This is a genomic window from Tamlana sp. s12, assembly GCF_016767215.1.
GTDB lineage: Bacteria > Bacteroidota > Bacteroidia > Flavobacteriales > Flavobacteriaceae > Pseudotamlana > Pseudotamlana agarivorans.
This window is the reverse complement of record NZ_CP068547.1, coordinates 535,907-557,926: the sequence shown is the minus strand read 5'-3', so window position 1 is coordinate 557,926 and position 22,020 is coordinate 535,907. Positions and strand designations below refer to the sequence as shown.

The following is a 22,020-nucleotide window of genomic DNA, read 5'->3' as shown; positions in this document are numbered from 1 at the left end:
AATCATGCTTTTTATCGAAAAATGCCAGAAAATCAGGAAGCTATGTTTTTTTAAGTATAAATTTGACCCTTGTTATTAAAAATTAAAATATTACACTAAAAATTATTAGTATAATAATCTCTCAGTCTCTCAAATCTTATGGCAAAATTCTACTCTCAGTTTCATAGAGCGCTTTTTGTAGCTCTATTTTTTTTCGTTAATCAGTTTTCATTAAATGCACAATGTCCTACTCCTAGTGGTATAAAATCAAATTGGGGTACCGGAATATCAAACTTTACTATTAATGGTGACCCTGGTTCTACAATAAATAATCCTAGTTCTGTTGAACAAAAACACGAAAACTTTACTTCAATGTCGGTTAATGTTACAGCAGGAAAAACTTACACTTTTTCTGCTGAAAACAAAAACAATAGTTGGAGCAGTATAAAAACGATAGTTTGGATAGATTACGGCAATGGTGATTTTGTAAGAGCCTATGATTCTGGTGCATACAGCAACAACCTAGATGTTTCTGGAACTATTGAGATTACTAAAAAACTACAAAACACCGCTGTTTTACGTATTGCAACTTTCTATTGCGAAACTTGCGACCCTAAATACGACACAGGTCCTTGTGATTTCTCAGGAAAAGATGCAGAAGTAGAAGATTATACTCTAAATATAGCAACTCCAAGCACTCCAAAAGCTTATGATGATCAATTAGTAGTAACAAAAAACAGTAGTTCTGGTACGGCTAATCAAATAAATATTGCTTCAAATGATACACAAAGTATTCATGGAAGTGGTGCTGATAATTATTCGATCACGTCATCCCCTAAATATGGAACTGTAACAGAAATTAGTGACGGAGTTATTCAATATATTCCAAATACTGACTATGTAGGTCCTGATAGTTTTACTTATTCTTTTTTTGATAGTACTGGTAATTTTGATTCAGCAACAGTGTATCTTGCTGTTAATTATGGAGCTTGTATCCCAAATACGAGTAAAGCAGGTTTTGCTATAACTAACGTAGATCTTAATGGAGAATATTCTACTGCTATCAATAATAGTTCAGGTGATGATGGTGGATATGCTAGCTATTTTAATGCGTCTTCAGTACAGCTATTTCCTGGAAAGAGTTATACAATATATGTTGACGTAACTGGAGAACAAATGCATCGTTTTTTGTATATAGATTACAATCGGAATGGGGTGTTTGAGACATCAGAAATAACTCGGGGAACTTCGAATACTGCCGAATTTGTTGTTTTTACCGTTCCAAGTGATGTAGTTGAAGGAATTACAGTTATGCGAGTTGGTATAAATCAGTATTGGTTTGATGCAAACCCATCTCCATGTGGAAGTACAAGTAAAACGCAAGAATTCGAAGACTACTTCGTAAACATCACATCCTCAAGCCCAATTCCAGATCCGTCTCCGTCTCCAACGCCAAGCGACCCAACAGTATATCCAGATACCGACGGCGATGGTATTACCGATAATATCGATTTAGATGACGATAATGATGGTATTCTAGATACCGTTGAAAACAGTAATTGTACTTTAAACCCTTATGCTACTGTGGCCAAAACCGTTTTCTTATATGAAACTTTTGGAACAGGTACTACCCGTGTTGAAATAGACGAAAATTTTGCGGCTGCAAGTACAACCTATGAGTATCTTGCTAGTGGAGACGTTGTTGATGGTAAATATACTGTTTACCATAATGCACGAGACATAGCGAGTTGGTCCGCAGGCTACTGGTATCAAGGAGACGATTACACACCTAATGATACGAATGGTAGAATGGCCATTTTTAATGCAGAAAATGTTGCTGGAGGCATATTTTACGAAAATCAAATTGATGGTGTAACACCAAATGTAACGGTGACCTACAGCTTTGCTGCTATTAATTTAGATCGTGTAGATGATCCTAGTAGAAGTAAGCCAGAAATATTAATGGAAGTTATAGCGCCCGATGGGAGTACTATAGCCTCAAAAAATATTGATCCAATTGGAGCTTCCGATAATACGGGTTGGGTAATTAACGAACTTACCTTTATACCTAGTACCTCGTCATTTACGGTAAGATTAAGCAATCTTGCAAGCGGAGGATATGGTAATGATCTCGCTATAGATGATATTTTGGTAGAACAACTATTTTGTGACTCCGATGGCGATGGCGTTGCCGATGTTTTAGATATAGACGATGATAACGATGGTATACCCAATGTTGTGGAACTTGGACTTAGCGATTCTGATGGTGATGGTACCTTATATGGTAATACCGATTGGGCTGATACCAATAAAGATGGGGTGCACGATAGTTATCCTTCAGGTGTTTTATTACAAGATTTTGATGGAGATGGTATACCTAATTATTTAGATTTAGATTCTGATAATGATGGTGTTTTTGATGCCCTTGAGTACGATGGTTTCGGAGATATCGATATTACAGGAAACGGAGTAGGCGATGGCGTTGATAGTGATGGTGATGGCGTTTTAGATAGCGTAGATAATTACGTTGGTTTTGGAGTAGCATCTTATGCGCCTCCTGTTGAAACCACTTCAGGAACTCCAGATTATTTAAATCCGAAATCTGGAGGAAGCAATGATATTCCAGAAATTTTTGCCCATCTCGATGCTGATAACGATGGCGTTATTGATGGGTCTACTGATATCGATAAAGATGGTATTTTGGACGCCTTCGATACCGATACTGCTGTTTTTGGTTCGCCTAGAGATTTAGTTGGTTCCTATGCTTTGTACTTTGATGGTCGTAATGATTATGTGGCAGAACCTTCGTTTATGAGTAGTTGGGCGGAAGCGACATTGATGTGCTGGATAAAAATTGACCCTTCAGCAACAGGAACGCGATTTATTATGGGGCAGGATAATTTTTATATGCAGCTTGATAGTAATAACTATTTAATAGCTAGTGGTGGTGGAAAAACAATAACTAGTGATGAACCTTTAGCTACAGGAGTTTGGATTCATGTAACAGCTCGTTTTGGAGATCATTTATGGTTATACACTAATGGAAATTTTTCAGCTGACAAAGTAAGTGCTTCTGGAGGTTTAGCGACTTCAACTTCAAGTTTCAGTATTGGGCGTACTCCCGATAGCGATTCTAATTATTTTATGGGGGAAATTGATGAAGTTCGTGTGTTTAATGAAGCTGTATATTCTAGTCCCATTAGAAAAATGATTTATCAAGAATTAGACGAAACCAATTTAAATCAAGGTCAAATCATTCCTAAACAAATAAATTCCAACCTTTCTTCAGGATTACAGCGTTATTATAAATTAGATGATTTTCAAGATGATAAATTAAAGGATCATTCACTTAATAATAGTGCAGTAGCAACCATTTATAATGTAAAAGACATCATGGGCCAAACCGCACCACTTCCTTTTGTGACAAAAGCAAATGGCGACTGGGGAAGTAAGTCAACCTGGTTACATGGTGATGTTTGGGATATTGATGATGAAGCGAATATTAACGAATGGGTAATCGTTAATGTAGCTCACGAAGTCACTACCAATTATTCACATACAACATTAGGTTTGATTGTTGATGAAAATGCAAGACTTGATGTTTTAAATGACTCCGATTTAAATAATACTTGGTATTTAGAGTTGAATGGTGATATCGATTTACATGGTGAATCTCAATTAATACAAACCAAAGACAGTGATTTGGTAGCTGGTACTCAAGGTGCTTTAGAAGTTGATCAACAAGGTGAAACCTCTCAACATAACTATAATTATTGGTCGTCGCCTGTACACAGTTCTAATCCAAATAGCGTTATTGATGGTGATGAAAGTTACACGGTTGGTAGTGTGTTAATGGATGGTTCTGATGAAGATAACCCAAAAGCCATTAGTTTTATAGGCGGTTACGATGGAGTGAAAACCGACACCTCAATCTCTATAGCCGAATATTGGATTTGGAAATACGCAAACAATAAGAGCGATACCTATGCCTTATGGCAACATGTGAAAAGTGGCGGGGAGCTGTTTGTTGCTGAAGGATTTACCATGAAAGGACCGGGAGCTAAAGGAAGTAAACCCGAACAAAACTATACGTTTAAAGGGGTTCCTAATAATGGTGAGATCACGTTAAAAATTCATCCTGGCAATGAGTACCTGGTTGGGAATCCATACCCTTCAGCTATCGATGCCCATGAATTTTTAGAAGATAACCAAAGCGCTTTAGATGGTACTTTATACTTTTGGGAGCATTATGGCGGAAATTCGCATTATTCTAAGGATTACGAAGGTGGTTATGGGGTCTATAATTATTCGGGAGGGACACCGGCAATGACAGGAACTGCAGCCACAGCTGACCCTAGTCATTCGGCATCTCCAGAAAAAACACCTCACCGCTATATTCCTGTAGGTCAAGGTTTCTTTGTAAAGGCAGATACAGCTACCGAAGCTGATATTGTCTTCCAAAATGATCAAAGAATTTTTGTAACCGAAACCACAAATACTTCTGTTTTTGTAAAAAATGCCAGTACTAAAACTTCGAAGCAAGAGGATTCAAAGAATGAAGATGTGCGTCCAAAAATTAGAATCAATTACGAATCGCCTAAAGGATATGTACGCCAATTATTAACGACGGTTGATGATCATGCTACTATGGGTGTAGATTGGGGTTACGACGGTCTAATCAATGAAACCAATATAGAAGATATGTATTGGGAAGTTGAAGATGCCGATTATGTTATTCAAGGGATTGATGCTATAAACGAACAAACTGTTCTGCCATTAACCGTAAAAACGAAATCGGGAGGTTTAATTGAAATTAGTATACATGCTTTAGAAAACCTACCTGATGATGTGCCGGTATATTTGAAGGATTACGATACTTATCACGATTTAAAAGCAGGTTCATTTTTCGTGAATGTTGATAGCGGACTCATTAGTGATCGTTTTGCAATTGTCTTTTCTAATGAAGGAAATACATTAGATATTGCTGAAGAAAACATCCAAAGTTTAGGGTTGTTTTACAATAAGCAAAGTTCTAGTATCATCATTAACAACCCTAAAAACATGAACATCGAAGGTTTAAAGGCCGTGAATATGCTTGGTCAGATGGTTTTTGAATATCCTGTGCATGCTTCCGATACAAAAATAAGTCTACCTACCAGCTTAGCATCAGGCGTATATGTGTGCTCTATGATTGTTGATGGGACGGAGGTTTCTAAAAAAATAGTAATTTCGGAGTAAGGCCGTTTTTTATGCTGTTTAATCTTTAAAGCGAACTCTAAATCGACGCTTTTCAAACACCTCTACAATCTATTAAAACCAGATTGTAGAGGTGTTTTTGTATGCTATGAATGCTCATAAATAGTAGTCATCAAATTCATGAAACATTCACATCCTGCAAGCATTAAATTGACGTATGCCTGCTATTTAAATCTTTAAAAATTCTCATGAGAAGGTTTAAGTAGTCAAGAATTAATCTAAAAAAGTAGTGCTTTTCTTGCTGATTTCGTAAAATAATAATAAAAATCGTTGTAAGTCAGTGATTTTCATCGAAAAAACATCCCTCTTTTTGCCTGTTTTAATTTATTATTTATTTTTGAACTGGTAAACCAGTTTGGTTTGTCAGTTAGTAATTTTAAATGCCTTTTCGGAGCACGTAATAATTTCTCTCTAAATTAAATTGCTTTTGTATGATTAAGTCCCCCCAAATTATTACCAAGTCATTTTTGCTTATTTTTCTTTTTATGGTATTCAGTTTTGCTGGTTTTGCCCAAGATGGAAAAGCACGAATTATATATAACGGCACACAAATTCCTGAAAACAGTGCTCCAGATGCTACTTTAGGTACCGATTTTGGCCTTAATACAGTAAGTCATACATTCGAAATCACTAGGGATAACATTTCAGGGTCGGATAGAACCATTGATGACATGTCCTTGAAAATTTCTGGCAATGCTGAATTTGCTATTACGGAAGGAATTTCAGCATCAGATGATAAACTGGATGCCGGTGAAACAGAAGATTTTACCATCACTTTTACACCAAATGTTGCTGGTGGGCTTAAAACGGCTGTTGTTACTCTAGATTATACATGGAAAAATAAAGCTGATGCCACATTCCCTCACACCACCTATAGTTTTACCATTCAAGGAGGTGCTGTAATTTCTGGGGGTAGTGGCAATGTTTCCTCAACGAGTTTAGCTAATGTAGCAGATATTTATAATAATCCTGCTGTTACTATTTCTGCTACTAATGGAGGTACTACAAGTTATCCAATAGCTAATCTTATAGACCAGAGTGTTGATGATAATGATAGGTGGGCTTCCTCAACTACTGGTTATCCCCAATCTGCCACTGTCGATTTAGGGTCGGTACATTTATTAACGAATTCCACATTAATACCATACGATGAGAGGGATTATCAATATAAAATTGAAACTTCTGTTGATGGTACGACCTATAATACGGTTGTTGATAGAACTAGTAATACAGAATCGCTTCTTGCCTTTACAGACTCTTATAATTTGGCAATCGCTAGGTATGTGAAATTAACCGTAACAGGAACTGGTACGGGTTATGGCGGAAACCTTGTCGAGCTAAACGAATTTCTCATTTTTGGTGTCCCTTTTTACCAACAATTAGATGCTTATAATGTTATACTAGGAAAAACACCTATAGATTTTACAACAGGTTATTACGAACAAAGTAGTCCCGATAAGTTGGTTAATGGAGGAATTGGCAGGGCCAATACCTTTGATAGATGGGTTTATAAAGGGGGAACAGGGACTGACCCTAGTAATTTTCCATCTCCTAAGTATGCTATTTTTGACTTAGGTAAAACATATTCTCTGTATGCTGCAGAGCTGTTAACGCTTGACGATAGAAATTACGGTTATACAATCTCAGTTTCTTCCGATAATAACATGTATACCGAAGTAATTGATAGGGAAACGAATCCTGGTCATCCCTCAGGAACGCCAGCAGGAACGCCTTTTGCAGATAACTTTAGTACGGGAACTATCGATGCACGGTATGTTAGAATTGATGGCCTTAATCCTGGTTCTTATAAGCCTAGTAATGATATATGGTTTATGAGTTTTACAGAACTACAAGTTTTTGGAGAGGCTATTGTAGATTCGCATGCCTTACAATTTGATGGTGTAGACGACTATGTGGAGGCACCTTCCTTAATAAACAATTTATCTGAAGCTACTTTAATGGGGTGGATAAAACTTGATCCATTGGCTACTGGTGATCAATTTATTATGGGGGAATCTAATTTTTATTTAGAGATAGATAATTTGGGGCAACTTGTTGCTACAACAAGCGGTTTAACCTTAACAGGTAGTAGCAAGATAATTCCTGGTATTTGGACACACGTTGCCGCTAGATATGGTGGTGGTGAATTGGAGTTATTTATAGATGGCAAAAGCGATGTTTCTTACTCACATAGCTCTAGTAATTTAGGGGCTTCTACAACTAATTTTAATATGGGTAGAAACCCATTGAATACTTCTATTTTATTTCATGGTGAAATGGATGAAATGCGAGTTTTTGAAAAAGATTTATCGGCACAAGATATTCAAAAAATGGTATGTCAAGAATTAGATGATGTCAATCCAAATTTTGGAAAAACAATACCTATTCAAATAAACCCTGATTTAGCAAAATCCATCCTAGGCTATTATAAATTTAATAATTACCAAAATGATATTCTATTAGACAGTAATGATAATGTTATTGCTGCTATACATAACGATGGAACCACATTGCGTACTGTGGCTCAAACCGCCCCACTGCCTTATGTAACTAAAGACGCTACGGGAGAGAGCGCTTGGAGCGATACCAATACTTGGTTACATGGTGATATTTGGAGTATAAAAGATACTCCAGAAAGTGCAGCTACTATTGTTCATATTAAAAAACATATTAATAATAACCATTCTAATAACAGCAATAATGGTGTCGATGTTGTTAACCTAGGATTAATTATTGACCCAGGAGCTCATTTCGAATTTAAAAACAATAAAAAGCTAGAAAATTCCTGGTATTTAGATATTGGTACTGGTGGTTTAATCGATTTACAAGGCGAGGGGCAATTGCTACAAACTACAGAAAGTACTTTGGGTACTGGAGATGGGGTCATAGAACGTGACCAACAGGGGGTACAGAACTTATATACTTATAATTATTGGAGCTCTCCAGTTAATAATGGCAGTGGCAAATATACAGTTGGAGGCATCTTGTATGATGGCTCTAATCCAATACAATACACTGGTGGTTATGATGGTTCACAAAGCCCTGTTACAATTTCGGAGTATTGGTTGTATAAATTTGAGGATGCTTTAGCCGATAATTACTATGCTTGGGAGCGTATAAAGAGTACGGGAGAGTTACTCGTAGGACAAGGGTTTACCATGAAAGGGACCACCACTAATACAGACTTAACTCAAACACAGAATTACACTTTTACAGGGATGCCTAACAATGGGTATTTTACTCTTACCTTAAATTCTGGTAATGAGTATTTGGTGGGTAACCCATATCCATCGGCATTAGATGCCGATCAATTTTTAACCGATAACCAAAATACTATTGAAGGTACGCTTTATTTTTGGGATCATTATGGTGGTTTTTCTCATTACCTAAAAGAGTATGAAGGCGGTTATGCCATGTATAACCTCTCTGGAGGGGTAGGCTCGGCTGCTACAACGCCAGCTGCTGGGGTGAGTCCGAATGGTGGTCCAGGGACAAAAGTACCAACGCAATTTATTCCTGTAGCTCAAGGGTTTTTTGTTAAAGCTGCCACGAGCAATAAATCGAGTAACGATATTGTTTTTAATAACGATCAGCGTGTATTTTATAGAGAACGATTGGATACCAACCCTGGATCCGTTTTTATTAAAGAAACAACAACTAAGGCATCGAAAACAACATATACAAAAGCTACCGATGCCAGACCTAAAATTAGGCTTGGCTACCAATCGCCAAAAGGATATGTACGCCAGTTGCTAACCACGGTAGATCAAAAGGCATCACTTCACTACGACTGGGGTTATGATGCGCCAGTAAACGAAGATAATGCCGAAGACATATACTGGAATATCGACCAAAAGGAATACTTTATTCAAGGGGTGGACACCATAACTACTCAAACTGTTTTACCGTTAACCGTAAAAACGAAATCGGGAGGTTTAATTGAAATTAAAATTGATAGTTTAGAAAATTCAGCTCAAAACTATCAAGTTTATTTAAAAGATTACGATACCTATCATGATCTTAAATCGGGGTCCTTTTTTGTAAATGTTGATAGCGGAATAATAGAAGATCGTTTTGCGATTGCTTTTTCAGAGGCATCAGAAACCTTAGGTGTGAATTCAGAGAGTAATAACCAACTTCAACTGTATTTTAATAACCAGAACGATAATATTATAATCAGTAACCCTAAAGCTACAAATATTAAAAGCCTCAAGGCTGTAAATATGCTGGGACAAGAGGTTTTTGATATTGAAATTCAATCTTCAGACAAGAAAATTGGTGTTCCAATAAATTTAAATTCAGACGTTTATGTGTTTTCGGTACAAGCTTCTGAGTCTGAGGTATCGAAGAAAGTGGTAATCTCTAATTAAAATTGAAACTCATAAATTTTTATTTTTTTTCCTATAATAAAGGTTTTAAAATTGGTGTCATTCATACCCTAAAAAAAACATTTTGTCGAATTTAAAACGGAAATAACTTTGTTGAGTCTTTTTATTGTGTAACTTTAATAGCACCCAAATTTACATAGGATTCCTACATGTTCTATTAACAATAGTTGTTAATAGAAGGTATTAAATTTATCCCTATTGTAATGAAGACAGTTTTAAATTTTAGGTTTTTTCTGTTGTTTTTTTTTCTTTTTATGGCTTTCAGTTTTACTGGTTTTGCCCAAGATGGAAAAGCACGAATTTTATATGGAAGTACACAAATACCAGAAGGTAGTGCTCCTGATGCTTCTTTAGGTACCGATTTTGGACTTATTACAGACAGCCATACATTTGTGATATCAAGGGATGTTTCTGGGTCGTCTAGAACCGTTGATCACATGGTATTATCTATTACTGGTGATCCGGCATTTACCATAACAAATGGATTGAGCAGAACCAAGCTTAATAGTGGTCAAACAGAAGATTTTACCATCAAATTCACACCCTCTGGAGGCGTCGTTACCGCTACAGTGAAGCTTAAGTATACATGGAAAGATAAAGCTAACCACACACACCCCAACACCGAATACATATTTACCGTTCGAGGAGGGGACTCTATTTCTTCAGGTGGAAGTGGTGGTGGAGGAAGTGGTGGTGGAGCCACTTCTAACACAAATACTTTAGCTAATGTAGCAGATAAATTTAATAACCCTAATGTTTCAATTACTTCACAACATCCGGGTATTACAGACCATCCATTAGAATATCTTATAGATCAGGAGGTAATCGATTCCCTTAGTTGGGTTTCTTCAAGCAGTAGTTATCCACAAGAAGTCATCGTCGATTTAGGATCGGTACATTTATTAACGAATTCCACATTAATACCTTACGGTAAAAGAGCTTATCGATATCGTATTCAAGTCTCAGTAGATGGTGACCCTTCCACCTATAAAGAGGTTGTTGATAGAACGGGTAATACAGTATCTACTATAGCCTTTACAGATTCCTATAATTTGGCAATCGGGAGGTATGTAAAATTAATTGTAGATGGAGTGCATAATTACTCAGGAGGTCCTGCATTAAATGAATTTCTCATTTTTGGAGTCCCTTTTTACCACAAGTTAGATGCCTATAACGTTATATTGGGAAAAACACCTATTGATTTTTCAACGAATTATTACGAAGAAAGTAGTCCGGATAAGTTGGTTAATGGAGGGCTTGGTCTTCGTAATAGGTTTGATAGGTGGGTTTATTTTGGGGGACATGGGTCTGATACCACTAATTTCCCAACTCCTAAATATGCTATTTTTGATTTAGGTAAAACATATTCTATTAATGCTGCAGAGGTGCTCACGCTTAGTAATAGAAATTATGGTTATAAAATCTCAGTTTCACCAGATGATAGTCCTGGTTCCTATGTTGAAGTTGTTGATAGGGATCCGAATCCTGATAAACAAGGACTTCCAACAACTAGTTTTCTTCCCTTTGCAGATAACTTTATTACAGGAACCATCGATGCCCGCTATGTTCGATTTGATGGCATTGGTCGTGGTGATTATAAACCTGATAATGATTATTGGTATATGAGTTTTACAGAACTTTGGATTTATGGAGAGCCTATTATAGGTTCACATGCCATGCAATTTGATGGGGCAGACGACTATGTGGAGGCACCTTCTTTAATAAACAATTTAACTGAGGCTACTTTAATGGGCTGGATAAAACTAGACCCATCGGCTTCTGGTACCCAATTTATTATGGGGGAAGATAACTTTCATTTAGAAATAAATGGTTCGGGCAACCTTGTGGCTACAGCAAACGGTACGACTTTAACGAGTAGTAGCACGATAACTCCTGGTATTTGGACGCATGTTGCCGCTAGATATGGTAGTGACATGGAGTTGTATATAGATGGAGAAAGGGAAGATTTTAACCCAAGTGCCTCTGGGAATTTAGGGCCTTCAACCACCAATTTAAACATGGGTAGAAATCCTATAAATAATTCCAATTTTTTTCATGGTGAAATGGATGAGGCTCGTGTTTTTGATAAAAATCTATCGACTCGAGAAATTCAAAAAATGGTATGTCAAGAATTGGATGAAGTCGATCCTAACTTTGGAAAAACCATACATCTAGAAATAAGACCCGATATAGCAACATCATTATTAGGGTATTATAAATTTGATAAATATCAAAACGATATACTTTTAGATACAGACGAAAATGTTATTGCAGCCATACATAACGATGGTACGACATTGCGTACTGTTGCACAAACCGCACCGCTACCTTATGAAACTAAAGCAGATGGCGAGTGGGGTGAAGCAGCAACATGGTTACATGAGGATATGTGGAGTATAAAAGATAAGCCAGAAAATGAGGCGTCTATTGTTCGTATTAAAAACCATATTACTAATAGTCATTACTCCAACCATCAAAATGGTAGAAATAGAGGAGTGGATGTTACGAACATAGGACTAATTGTAGATCCAGGAGCTTATTTCGAATTTAAAAACAATAAAAAGCTAGAGAACACATGGTATCTTGATATTGGTAATGGTGGCCTAATAGATTTACAAGGCGAAGGACAACTTTTGCAAACTACAGAAAGTATTTTGGGTCCGGATGATGGAGAAATACAGCGTACGCAACAGGGCACCGCTAATAAGTATAATTATAACTATTGGGGTTCCCCTGTTAATAACGATAGAATCAACTACTTTATTGGAGGGGTGCTTCTAGATCGTGGAAATCCGATAACCTACACTACTGGTTATGATGGAAGTGATGCCACAAACCCAATAACCATTTCGTTGTACTGGTTGAATAAATTTACTAACAAAAAAGCAGATAATTATTACGCTTGGGAAAGGTTAACACGAATTAGTCCTTTAAAAATAGGTGAAGGGTTTACCATGAAAGGTCCAGGCGATCGCCCGATTACCGATGAACAAAATTATACCTTTAAAGGCATGCCTAACAATGGGGAAATTAAGTTAACCTTAACTGCTGGTAACGAGTATTTGGTAGGTAACCCATACCCGTCGGCACTAGATGCAAATCAATTTTTAACCGATAACAAAAATACTATTGAGGGTACCCTTTATTTTTGGGATCATTTTGGAGGAAATTCTCATATTTTAAAAGAATATGTAGGTGGTTATGCGATGTATAATCTTTCTGGGTCTCTTGGGTCTGTTGCTCTTGGGCATCAAGATTTACCTGCCGCTTCAGGTAAACAAGGTACTAAAATACCAACACAATATATTCCAGTAGCGCAAGGCTTTTTTGTTAAAGCTGCCAGTAGTAGTAAAACTAGTGATGATATTGTTTTTAATAACGGCCAGCGCTATTTTGAACGTGAAGGCAATTTAGGCTCCTCAGTCTTTATTAAGGAATCAGCTACCAAACAGGCAAAAACAACAGCTGCAAAGGCTGGCGATGCCAGACCTAAAATTAGATTGGGCTACCAGTCGCCAAAAGGGTATGTACGCCAGTTGCTAACAACCGTAGATAAAAACGCATCACTACACTACGATTGGGGTTACGATGCGCCTGAAAACGAAGATAATTTGGAAGATTTGTACTGGAGCATCGATAAGGCTGAGTATTTTATTCAAGGAGTAGATACCATTACCACAGAAACCGTGTTGCCTTTAACCGTAAAAACACAATCGGGAGGCTTAATAGAAATTAAAATTGATACTTTAGAAAACGCTGCTCAAAACTATAAGGTCTATTTAAAAGATTACGATACATACCACGATTTAAAAGCAGGATCGTTTTTTGTAAACGTAGGTAGCGGATTGATTGAAGACCGTTTTGCGTTAGCGTTTTCAGATGTTGCAAATGGTACTCTTGAGGTAGATTCAGAAAATTATAAACTGTTACAATTATTTTACAATCGTCAAAACAATCATATTGTAATAAGTAATCCTAATGCTACAAATATTAAAAGCCTAAAGGCTGTAAATATGCTGGGTCAAGTGGTTTTAGAACAAGACATTCAGTCTTCAGAAATGAAAATAAGTATACCTATACATTTTGCTTCCGGCGTTTATGTGTTTTCAATTAAAACTTCAGATGCTGAGGTTTCTAGAAAAGTGATAGTTGCTAATTAATGAGGTATTGAATGGTTTATGCGTGTAAACCTAGCCTTTAAGAATAAAATAAAACCCCGAATTTGATACCAATCAAACTCGGGTTTTATCTTTTATGCGAAGCACTTACTTAATCTTGTGACGCCTCTTTTCTTAAAGCTCTAGCAGCTTCGTTACGTTCAATTTTATGCTCTGGGCGTGTCCATTTTGGTTTTTCACCTAAAGCTTCAATTTTAGAATCTTTTGCTTCTACTGTTTGAGGTTGTACTTTTTTAGTGAAGGGTTTTTGAGGTTTTAATCCTAATAATTCAAACATTTTCATGTCTTCGTTCACATCAGGATTTGGAGTTGTTAATAATTTATCTCCTGCAAAAATAGAATTTGCACCTGCAAAGAAACACATCGCCTGACCTTCTCTAGTCATTTGGGTACGCCCTGCACTTAAACGCACTTGAGTTTCTGGCATCACAATTCTTGTGGTGGCTACCATACGCACCATATCCCAAATGGAAACGGGTTCCTGATCTTCTAAAGGCGTTCCTTCAACAGCTACTAAAGCGTTTATTGGTGTCGATTCTGGTTGCGGATTTAAGGTAGAAAGCGCCACTAACATACCAGCACGATCTTCAATATTTTCACCCATACCTATAATACCACCGCTACAAACCGTAACATTGGTTTTACGCACGTTATCAATAGTATCTAAACGATCTTGATAACCACGGGTTGAAATCACTTCTTTATAATATTCTTCCGAAGAATCTAAATTATGATTGTAAGCATACAAGCCAGCTTCAGCTAAACGCTTTGCTTGGTTTTCGGTTACCATTCCAAGGGTACAACATACTTCCATATCCAGTTTATTTATGGTTCTTACCATTTCTAAAACTTGATCGAACTCTTCGCCATCTTTTACATTTCGCCAAGCAGCTCCCATACAAACACGTGAGCTTCCGCCTGATTTTGCGCGTAAAGCTTGTGCTTTAACTTGTTGTACAGACATTAAATCGTTACCTTCAATATCGGTGTGGTATCTGGCTGCTTGTGGGCAATAGCCACAATCTTCTGAACATCCGCCTGTTTTTATAGATAATAAAGTTGACACCTGAACGGTATTTGGGTCATGATGCAAACGGTGAACAGTTGCTGCTTCATAAAGCAAATCCATAAAAGGTTTGTTATAAATCTCTAAAATTTCTTCTTTGGTCCAATTGTGTCTCATCTCACTCATAATAGCCAATACTTAATTTTGGGCAAAAATAGTAATAATATAGGAATGGATTTAGCTTTTGCTTATTAAAATGCTAACGGTATTGCCTACGAAACCTATACTCTAGGCCTTCCAAAAAGGAAAGCAACTTATTTGTTAGCTTTTGATACTAAAATAGAAACCGCGTTACCACCAAAACCAACAGCGTTTACTAAAATATTTTTAATTCTTTTTGGTTCTTTTTGATGCTTTAAAAAAGGAACACTTATAAAATGCTGCTTTTGAAGCATCAAAACAGCTAATTCGATATTTAAAGCCCCCGAAGCGCCAAAAGTATGCCCAATTTTCCATTTGTTGGTGGTAAGTGCTGGTGGGTTAGGGAACACTTTTTCGATGGCTTTTACTTCCGATAAATCGCCTTTTACAGTCCCTGGAGCGTGCATAACAATAATATCGACCTCATCGGGATTTAAATCGCCAAGAGCCATTTTCATCGATTTCTGGAAACACTGGGCATCACTAGAAATAGAAATGTTATGTTTTAAAATTTCGGTTGCATACCCATAGCCACTAATAATCGCCAAGGCATCCTCCTGAATGCCGGCTTCTAAGCAAGCTACCGATGCACCTTCACCTAAAACCATGGTGTTTTTGGTTTTTTCGAGATCTAAGGCGCGACATGGGAATGTTGCTTCGTGCGCTTCGACAAGCTGATCGTGACTATCAGCGTGACCATCGTTTTGAATTTTAACTTGCGAATATATTTTTAGCGCCTGCATTTGCGCTAGGGTAAATGGCGTTAATGGCGCTTCACTTCCTCCAACCAAAAATTTATTACACATGCCCGAATTAATCCAAGCAATACCGTTTAACAAGGCATGCAAAGCTGTAGAACAGGTTATGGAGTGACTTATTTCTGGGCCTCCAGTTTGTAAATCATGAGCCACCCAAGATGCGATATTGCCTAAGGTTGTGGTTGGTGAACTCAATGTTTCAGCCTTGTTGGATTGTAAAAAGGAGTCGTAATAGGTTTCAAAAAGTTCGGTTGCTCCTCGGGAAGAACCTAAATTGATTCCAAAATTATCACTAGCATGCCATTTGGCTTGCTTTACAGCAGCTCTAGAAGCGTAAATGGCATATAAAACAGAATGATCTAAAGACTTGTATTTTTGATCGGATTGCTTTAAAGCCTCAATATCCCCTTTAGCATGCTCTGGAATTTGAGCGACTGGTAGCTCTTGATTCAAAACGGATTTTGAAGTCAAACAATGGCTATTTTTTAAATAACTTTGCCAAACTTCGTCGGGTGTTTTTCCTAAGGAAGAAATAGACGATATGGCTGTAATGGAAATGGGTTGTTGCATAAATATCTCGTCATGCTGAACTCCTGCCTGCCGGCAAGCAAGGTGTTTCAGCATCTCATAATATGGTGATGTGAATCTAAAAAGTTAACATCATTGAACGTTGTCAAGTAGCTTTTGTTGAAGTTGGTATGTACATTGGAGTTTAAAAACACTTTTGAACACCCCTAAAGTCCCCTCAAGGGGATAATCTCTAAAGTTCACTTCAGGCAAATCGCTTGTTAATTTTTTAGATCAAAATTCAGTTTTACGTTAGTTCACAAAAGTACTATTTATGCGTTAGGGATTACTCATTGTTAACATTTTTATTGAAATTGCATCCTTTTTAATTTTCAAAAAAAATAATAACGTGAAGCCTCTGTGCTTCTCTGTGTGGCTCCGTGAATCCTTGTGAAATAAAAACAGCAATTCTTACGCCGAGATGCGCAGAGGTACACAGAGACACACGGAGAGAAAAATAACTTTGACACTAATTTCACGAATTTACACGAATTGTTTAGGCTCAAAATTATTCGTGACAATCTGTGTAATTCGTGTCTAAAAAATAGCGCGAAGCCTCTGTGCCTCTCTGTGTGGCTCCGTGAATCTTTGTGGAATAAAAATAGTAATTCTTACGCCGAGATGCGCAGAGTTTCCACAGAGACACGCGGAGCATGAGGTAATCTTCAATTGAAATAACATTTAATCTTAACACTAATTTCACGAATTTACACGAATTGTTTACGCTTAAAAGTATTCGTGACAATCTGTGTAGTCCGTGTCTAAAAAATAGCGCGAAGCCTCTGTGCCTCTCTGTGTGGCTCCGTGAACCTTTGTGAAATAAAAATAGTAATTCTTACGCCGAGGTGCGCAGAGTTTCCACAGAGACACACAGAGAGAAAAATAACTTTGACACTTATTTCACGAATTCACACAAATTGTTTACGTGTAAATTTATTCGTGACAATCTGTGTAATTCGTGAATAAAAAACAACGCGAAGCCTCTGTGTCTCTCAGTGTAGCTCCGTGAACCTTTGTGAAATAAAAATAGTAATTCTTACTCCGAGATGTGCAGAGTTACGCAGAGAGAAAAACAACTTTGAGATGAAGTAAAAGTTGGCTTTGACACTAATTTCTCTAATTCATTAAACAATATCCAATGCCTCTTCAATAACTTGATAGATTTTTTCTAACTGAGTTTCTGTGATTACATAAGGCGCTTGAATGTAAATGGTGTTTCCGAGCGGTCGTAAAAACACGCCGTGATCCATGAAAAACTTGAACAGTTTATCACGCAGATTTCCGTAGCGCTGCATTTCTACATCTATATCTAAGGCAAAAATAACCCCCGATTGTCTGATACCTTTTACTTTAGGATGCTTTTTAATGTGTTCGCCAAAAGCTTGATGTGAGTTTATAATGCGCTGTATATTGCTTTGAATGGCTTCGGTTTGTAGCAATTCTATGCTCGCCAAAGCAGCTGTACAAGCTAGAGGGTTTGCCGAGTAGGTGTGTCCGTGAAAAAGGCCTTTTCCGATATCGTCGCTATAAAAAGCATCGTAAATATCTTGTGAACAGGTAGTTAATGCCATAGGAAGTAATCCGCCAGTAAGCGCCTTGCTTAAACACATAACGTCTGGTTTGGTTTCCATGTGTAACGATGCGAAATGTTTACCGGTTTTACCAAAGCCCGTCATCACCTCGTCGGCAACAGTTATAATGTGTTGGCTTTTACAAAATTGCAAAATGGCATTTAAGTCATTAACATCGTGCATTTTCATGGCTGCTGCACCTTGAACCAAAGGTTCGTAAACAAACCCTGCGACTTTATGGTCTTTAGAGATTTTTTCTAATTGTGCTAAAATGGCCTCTAAATTTTCACCGTTTGGAACCGGAATACGTTTCACATCGAGAAAAAACTCTTCAAACGGACCGTTATAAACCGAGAGTCCAGAAACGCTCATGGCGCCAAAGGTATCGCCGTGAAAACCATCCTCGAAAGCGATTAGGGTATTGCGTTTTTCGCCATTGTTAAAATGATATTGTAGGGCCATTTTAATACCAATTTCAACCGATGTGGAGCCGTTATCACTAAAAAATATTTTTTGTTGATTATCGGGAAGTATGTTGATTAAAGCTTCGGATAGTTTCACGGCGGGTTCGTGTGTAAATCCACTAAAAACCACTTGATCCAGCTGTTTCATTTGTTCTGAAACTCGACTGGTAATATAATCATTGCAGTGCCCGTACATACAGGTGTACCATGAGGCGATAGCATCGATATATTCGTTACCATTTTCGTCGGTCAACACGCAGCCTTTTGCTTTTGTAATGGCAATAGATTCGGGGTGCAATTTATGTTGGGTAAGCGGGTGCCAGAGGTGTTTTTTATCGCGTTGTTGTAGTGTCATAAGCTTCATTGTCGTCATGCTGAACTCGTTTCAGCATCTCATTGTTCTTGTTGTACTGCTATTTTAACGTAATTATATTCAGATTCATGTGTTGATGTGACCCTGAAACAACTTCAGGGTGACGTTGCGATGTTGATCCAAAGACGTTACAAATTAGTTTTAAATTTATCAGCATATTCCCGAATCACATTTTTATCAAAATACGGTTCTTCATCAATCCTTCCAATAACGGGAGCTTTGGTCATTTTTTTAATGATGTCTTCTGTGGTTTTATGTTCGTTTCCACTGAAAATTAGAGAGACTTCAAATCCTTTTTCCTGTAATAATTTTACGGTTAGAAGCGTGTGATTGATGCTTCCTAAATAGTGTCTAGACACCACAATAACCTTATAATTGGGTTTGATAATATCTAAAATCGTGTTTTCATCATTCAAAGGAACTAACAAACCACCAGCACCTTCAATAACCAAATGATTGTTGGTTTTGGGAGGGTTTATCTGCTTTAAATCGATTGTAACGCCGTCAATTTCCGCGGAAGCGTGCGGACTCATAGGCGTGTTTAATGCATAGGCGTTAGGATGAAATTTTGTGCTGGTATTGGAGATTAAATTTTGCACTTTTTTGGTGTCGCAATGGTCTAATTCTCCAGCCTGAATGGGTTTCCAGTAATCGGCTTCCAAAGCTTCTGTTACAATGGCCGAGGCCACGGTTTTACCAACTTCGGTAGAAATGCCTGTTATGAAATAAGTGTTTGTTTTTTTCGTCATGCTGCATGATTTTCTGTATCGCATTCCTATGGACGTGCAACGTGTTGTTTATTTGATATTAAACTCCGTTTGGCACAACTCGCATCTATATTTATGTTTCATATAAAATGGAAGCGATGAAAATAAAACGCCAAAAATAAACCAGAATAATGATTTAGCATCCTTAATTGTTGAAAAGAGGGCAATTTTTTGGCCTTTACAATTTGGACAAACCATGGTTTGGCCTTCGTCGTCTATGGAATATTTACTAATGGATTCTAGAATATGTTGTGCCCTTAACGCTTGTTTGGATAGCACTTTTAGCTTCACCCCACCAATGGCATGGCTTACTAGCGGATCGGTATCGATGGTTAAATTATCGGATAAAAAAACCTGTATACCTTCGGCTTCCAATCGGCCTTTTACAATTTGGGCTTCGGTAGAGTACTGAAATCGCGCTATGGTTTTAAAACGATTGCTCATGAGGTTACCAAGGGTGCTAGTAATTTTAAAACTTCAGAAATTTGAGCTTCGGTGTTATAGGCGTGTAAACAAAATCGTAAGCGCTCCTGACCTTTTGAAACCGTTGGAGATAAGATAGGCTTGACATCAAAACCTGAATTCTGAATATGTTTGGCTATGTGTTTTACCCGGTCGTTTCCTGAAATGATACAGCAGTGTATGGCCGAATCACTTTCTATAAACAACTTTTGAAGCTGGTTTTTAATGATTTCGGACTTAAAAAACTGGATGTTTTCTTTCAGTTTCTGGCGTGTTTGAGTTTGCTCTAGTGCTGTATAACTGGCATGAATGGTAGCCAAACTGTGAGGCGGGAGTGCCGTGGTGTAAATTAAACTCCTAGAAAAATTAACTAAATATTGTTTTAAAAGGTCGCTACCCAGTATGGCAGCGCCGTGGCATCCTAAGGCTTTTCCGTAGGTTACAATTCTGGCAAACACGGCTTTTTCCAAGCCTTGGTGTTGTATGAGTCCGCCGCCATGTTTTCCAAAAACACCAAGGCCGTGCGCCTCATCAATCACTAAATAAGCAGCATATTTTTTACAGAGGTTCACCAAACGAATACAATCTGGCGAATCGCCATCCATAGAAAAAACAGATTCGGTAACGACATAAATATGCTGTTTATCATGAGCGCTTCCTTCCGTAAAACGAATTAACAGTGTTTCTAAATCGCTTAAATCGTTATGCATAAATTTATAGGCCTTCGCATGGCTCATAAGCATACCATCGCGAATGGACGCATGACTATAAGCATCGTACAAAATAATATCGCCACGTTGCGGTACACTGGCAAAAAAACCAATATTGGCATCGTAACCCGAGTTATAAATTAAGGCCGATTCACTGTTATGAAAGTTGGCTAATTGCTTTTCTACTATGGGATATAATTTGTGATTTCCTGAAAGCAAACGTGAACCTGTTGCACCATTTTGAAGCATATTTTGCTCATTTAATAGCGCATGACTAGCTTTAAAAATGGTTTCGTTTTTAGAAAAGCCTAGGTAATCGTTAGATGAGAAATCGACGAGATCGTTTGATTTACCAAGTTCACGCAGGGCGTTGTCGGTCTTTCGGCTTTCTAATTTGCGATGTAGCTTTTCTGGAAACATGGCGTAAATATAGTGAATTGTTACACAGAGGTTACGTTGAGGTAACGCTGAGTTTCGCGGAAATGATCGTTAAATGTTAGGTCGGAGCCAATTCCCTCCTTGAGGGGGCTGGGGGTGTATTGTAGAGTTACAAAGTTACAAAACCTCAAAGTACGGTCTCATTTTAACGAATAGCTTAGTATACGAATGAACACGGATTTAGTATACTGCCTATTGCATACAGCTTAAAGCTTAAACAGGATGCTTTGTTTCTATTAATTTCTGTACTTTTGATACCAATAAAATAAACGAAACCCATGAAATACGGCATTCTAACCCTATTATTTTTTGTTACAGTCCTAAGTTTTGCCCAAAATAACCATATTGTTAAAACAGAGGATGGGCGACGTGTATTACTTAAAGCCGATTTTACTTGGGAGTATATTGATGCGAAAGCTCCAGAACCAAACGCAATTGAAGCTGCCGTGGCTAAAGCCGAAAATACCGAGGGATGCCAAATTCCAGCCGACTACGAAGAGCCTAAATTAAATTCTAAAATACAAAGCCAGCTTAAAAAAGGGAGAGCTACCATAGATCATGTTAAACAAAAAGTAGCTAGCGATTACGATTGCCAGGCTGGTGAGGTCATCCTATTATGGGTTAAAGAACAAAAATCTAAGGCTGTTTACATGTTTTGTGCCAAGGGTACCAAGGTAAAATATAAACGTGTTGGTAATTCTATTATTGAAGCTGGAAAATTTTTTTAACGACCGTATTTTTTTATTCTACTTAGGCTATATGAGCTGCCTACATTTGCCTTATAATTTTATAGACCAGAAAAAAGAAAGCTATCTTAAAAGTTTAGGGCATATCTTATAAGGTTTAGTACGATTGGGGGCTGTAACCATATCTTTAATGGTTTAGATATTGATCAACGTTAT

At 37.5% G+C, this 22,020-nt stretch carries 10 protein-coding genes; 4 read left to right on the top strand and 6 right to left on the bottom strand.

Annotated elements, in window-relative coordinates; genetic code table 11:
* Positions 1-138 precede the first annotated feature (138 nt).
* The 3 genes from JJL45_RS02320 to JJL45_RS02310 all read left to right on the top strand — a co-directional run bounded on the left by JJL45_RS02320 (position 139) and on the right by JJL45_RS02310 (position 13,783).
* On the top strand, positions 139-5,217 hold the full coding sequence (locus tag JJL45_RS02320) for a LamG-like jellyroll fold domain-containing protein (protein WP_068600925.1): 5,079 nt from the start codon (positions 139-141) through the stop codon (positions 5,215-5,217).
* 449 nt (positions 5,218-5,666) lie between these two features.
* A complete protein-coding gene (locus JJL45_RS02315) occupies positions 5,667-9,605 on the top strand; it encodes a discoidin domain-containing protein (protein ID WP_082935820.1) in 3,939 nt (1,312 codons plus the stop codon).
* A 221-nt stretch (positions 9,606-9,826) separates the two neighbouring features.
* Positions 9,827-13,783: a LamG-like jellyroll fold domain-containing protein gene (locus JJL45_RS02310; protein ID WP_202664223.1), complete on the top strand. Its 3,957-nt coding sequence runs from the start codon at positions 9,827-9,829 to the stop codon at positions 13,781-13,783.
* A 109-nt stretch (positions 13,784-13,892) separates the two neighbouring features.
* Here the strand turns inward: JJL45_RS02310 and bioB are convergent, their stop codons facing one another.
* From bioB to JJL45_RS02280, 6 genes are all read right to left on the bottom strand, one after another.
* Positions 13,893-14,993 (bottom strand): biotin synthase BioB, encoded by a 1,101-nt coding sequence (gene bioB, locus JJL45_RS02305; RefSeq protein ID WP_068600932.1) that lies wholly within the window; start codon positions 14,991-14,993, stop codon positions 13,893-13,895.
* Positions 14,994-15,121: 128 nt separating this feature from the next.
* Positions 15,122-16,336 carry a beta-ketoacyl synthase N-terminal-like domain-containing protein gene (locus tag JJL45_RS02300; RefSeq protein WP_068601724.1) on the bottom strand — a complete coding sequence of 405 codons (1,215 nt, stop codon included), beginning with the start codon at positions 16,334-16,336 and terminating at the stop codon, positions 15,122-15,124.
* 1,121 nt (positions 16,337-17,457) lie between these two features.
* A complete protein-coding gene (bioA, locus tag JJL45_RS02295; RefSeq protein ID WP_068600934.1) occupies positions 17,458-18,723 on the bottom strand; it encodes an adenosylmethionine--8-amino-7-oxononanoate transaminase in 1,266 nt (421 codons plus the stop codon).
* A 146-nt stretch (positions 18,724-18,869) separates the two neighbouring features.
* Complete coding sequence (gene bioD, locus JJL45_RS02290; RefSeq protein ID WP_068600937.1) at positions 18,870-19,490, bottom strand: dethiobiotin synthase; 621 nt, start codon at positions 19,488-19,490, stop codon at positions 18,870-18,872.
* A gap of 48 nt (positions 19,491-19,538) precedes the next feature.
* Complete coding sequence (locus tag JJL45_RS02285; RefSeq protein ID WP_068600938.1) at positions 19,539-19,952, bottom strand: DUF2007 domain-containing protein; 414 nt, start codon at positions 19,950-19,952, stop codon at positions 19,539-19,541.
* Positions 19,949-21,100, bottom strand: a complete 1,152-nt coding sequence (locus tag JJL45_RS02280) for an aminotransferase class I/II-fold pyridoxal phosphate-dependent enzyme (RefSeq protein WP_068600940.1) — start codon at positions 21,098-21,100, stop codon at positions 19,949-19,951. Before JJL45_RS02280 ends, JJL45_RS02285 begins: the two co-directional genes overlap by 4 nt.
* 296 nt (positions 21,101-21,396) lie before the next feature.
* Between JJL45_RS02280 and JJL45_RS02275 the strand changes: the two genes are divergently transcribed.
* On the top strand, positions 21,397-21,846 hold the full coding sequence (locus tag JJL45_RS02275) for a DUF3157 family protein (protein ID WP_068600942.1): 450 nt from the start codon (positions 21,397-21,399) through the stop codon (positions 21,844-21,846).
* The last annotated feature ends 174 nt before the right edge of the window (positions 21,847-22,020 follow it).

What these genes read in the sequence shown, in the direction of transcription:
- JJL45_RS02315 (WP_082935820.1), top strand. Translation starts at nt 5,667, where the DNA reads ATGATTAAGTCCCCCCAAATTATTACCAAGTCATTTTTGCTTATTTTT.
- JJL45_RS02300 (WP_068601724.1), bottom strand. Translation starts at nt 16,336, where the DNA reads ATGCAACAACCCATTTCCATTACAGCCATATCGTCTATTTCTTCCTTA.
- bioA (WP_068600934.1), bottom strand. Translation starts at nt 18,723, where the DNA reads ATGACACTACAACAACGCGATAAAAAACACCTCTGGCACCCGCTTACC.
- JJL45_RS02280 (WP_068600940.1), bottom strand. Translation starts at nt 21,100, where the DNA reads ATGTTTCCAGAAAAGCTACATCGCAAATTAGAAAGCCGAAAGACCGAC.
- JJL45_RS02285 (WP_068600938.1), bottom strand. Translation starts at nt 19,952, where the DNA reads ATGAGCAATCGTTTTAAAACCATAGCGCGATTTCAGTACTCTACCGAA.
- JJL45_RS02310 (WP_202664223.1), top strand. Translation starts at nt 9,827, where the DNA reads ATGAAGACAGTTTTAAATTTTAGGTTTTTTCTGTTGTTTTTTTTTCTT.
- JJL45_RS02320 (WP_068600925.1), top strand. Translation starts at nt 139, where the DNA reads ATGGCAAAATTCTACTCTCAGTTTCATAGAGCGCTTTTTGTAGCTCTA.
- bioB (WP_068600932.1), bottom strand. Translation starts at nt 14,993, where the DNA reads ATGAGTGAGATGAGACACAATTGGACCAAAGAAGAAATTTTAGAGATT.
- bioD (WP_068600937.1), bottom strand. Translation starts at nt 19,490, where the DNA reads ATGACGAAAAAAACAAACACTTATTTCATAACAGGCATTTCTACCGAA.
- JJL45_RS02275 (WP_068600942.1), top strand. Translation starts at nt 21,397, where the DNA reads ATGAAATACGGCATTCTAACCCTATTATTTTTTGTTACAGTCCTAAGT.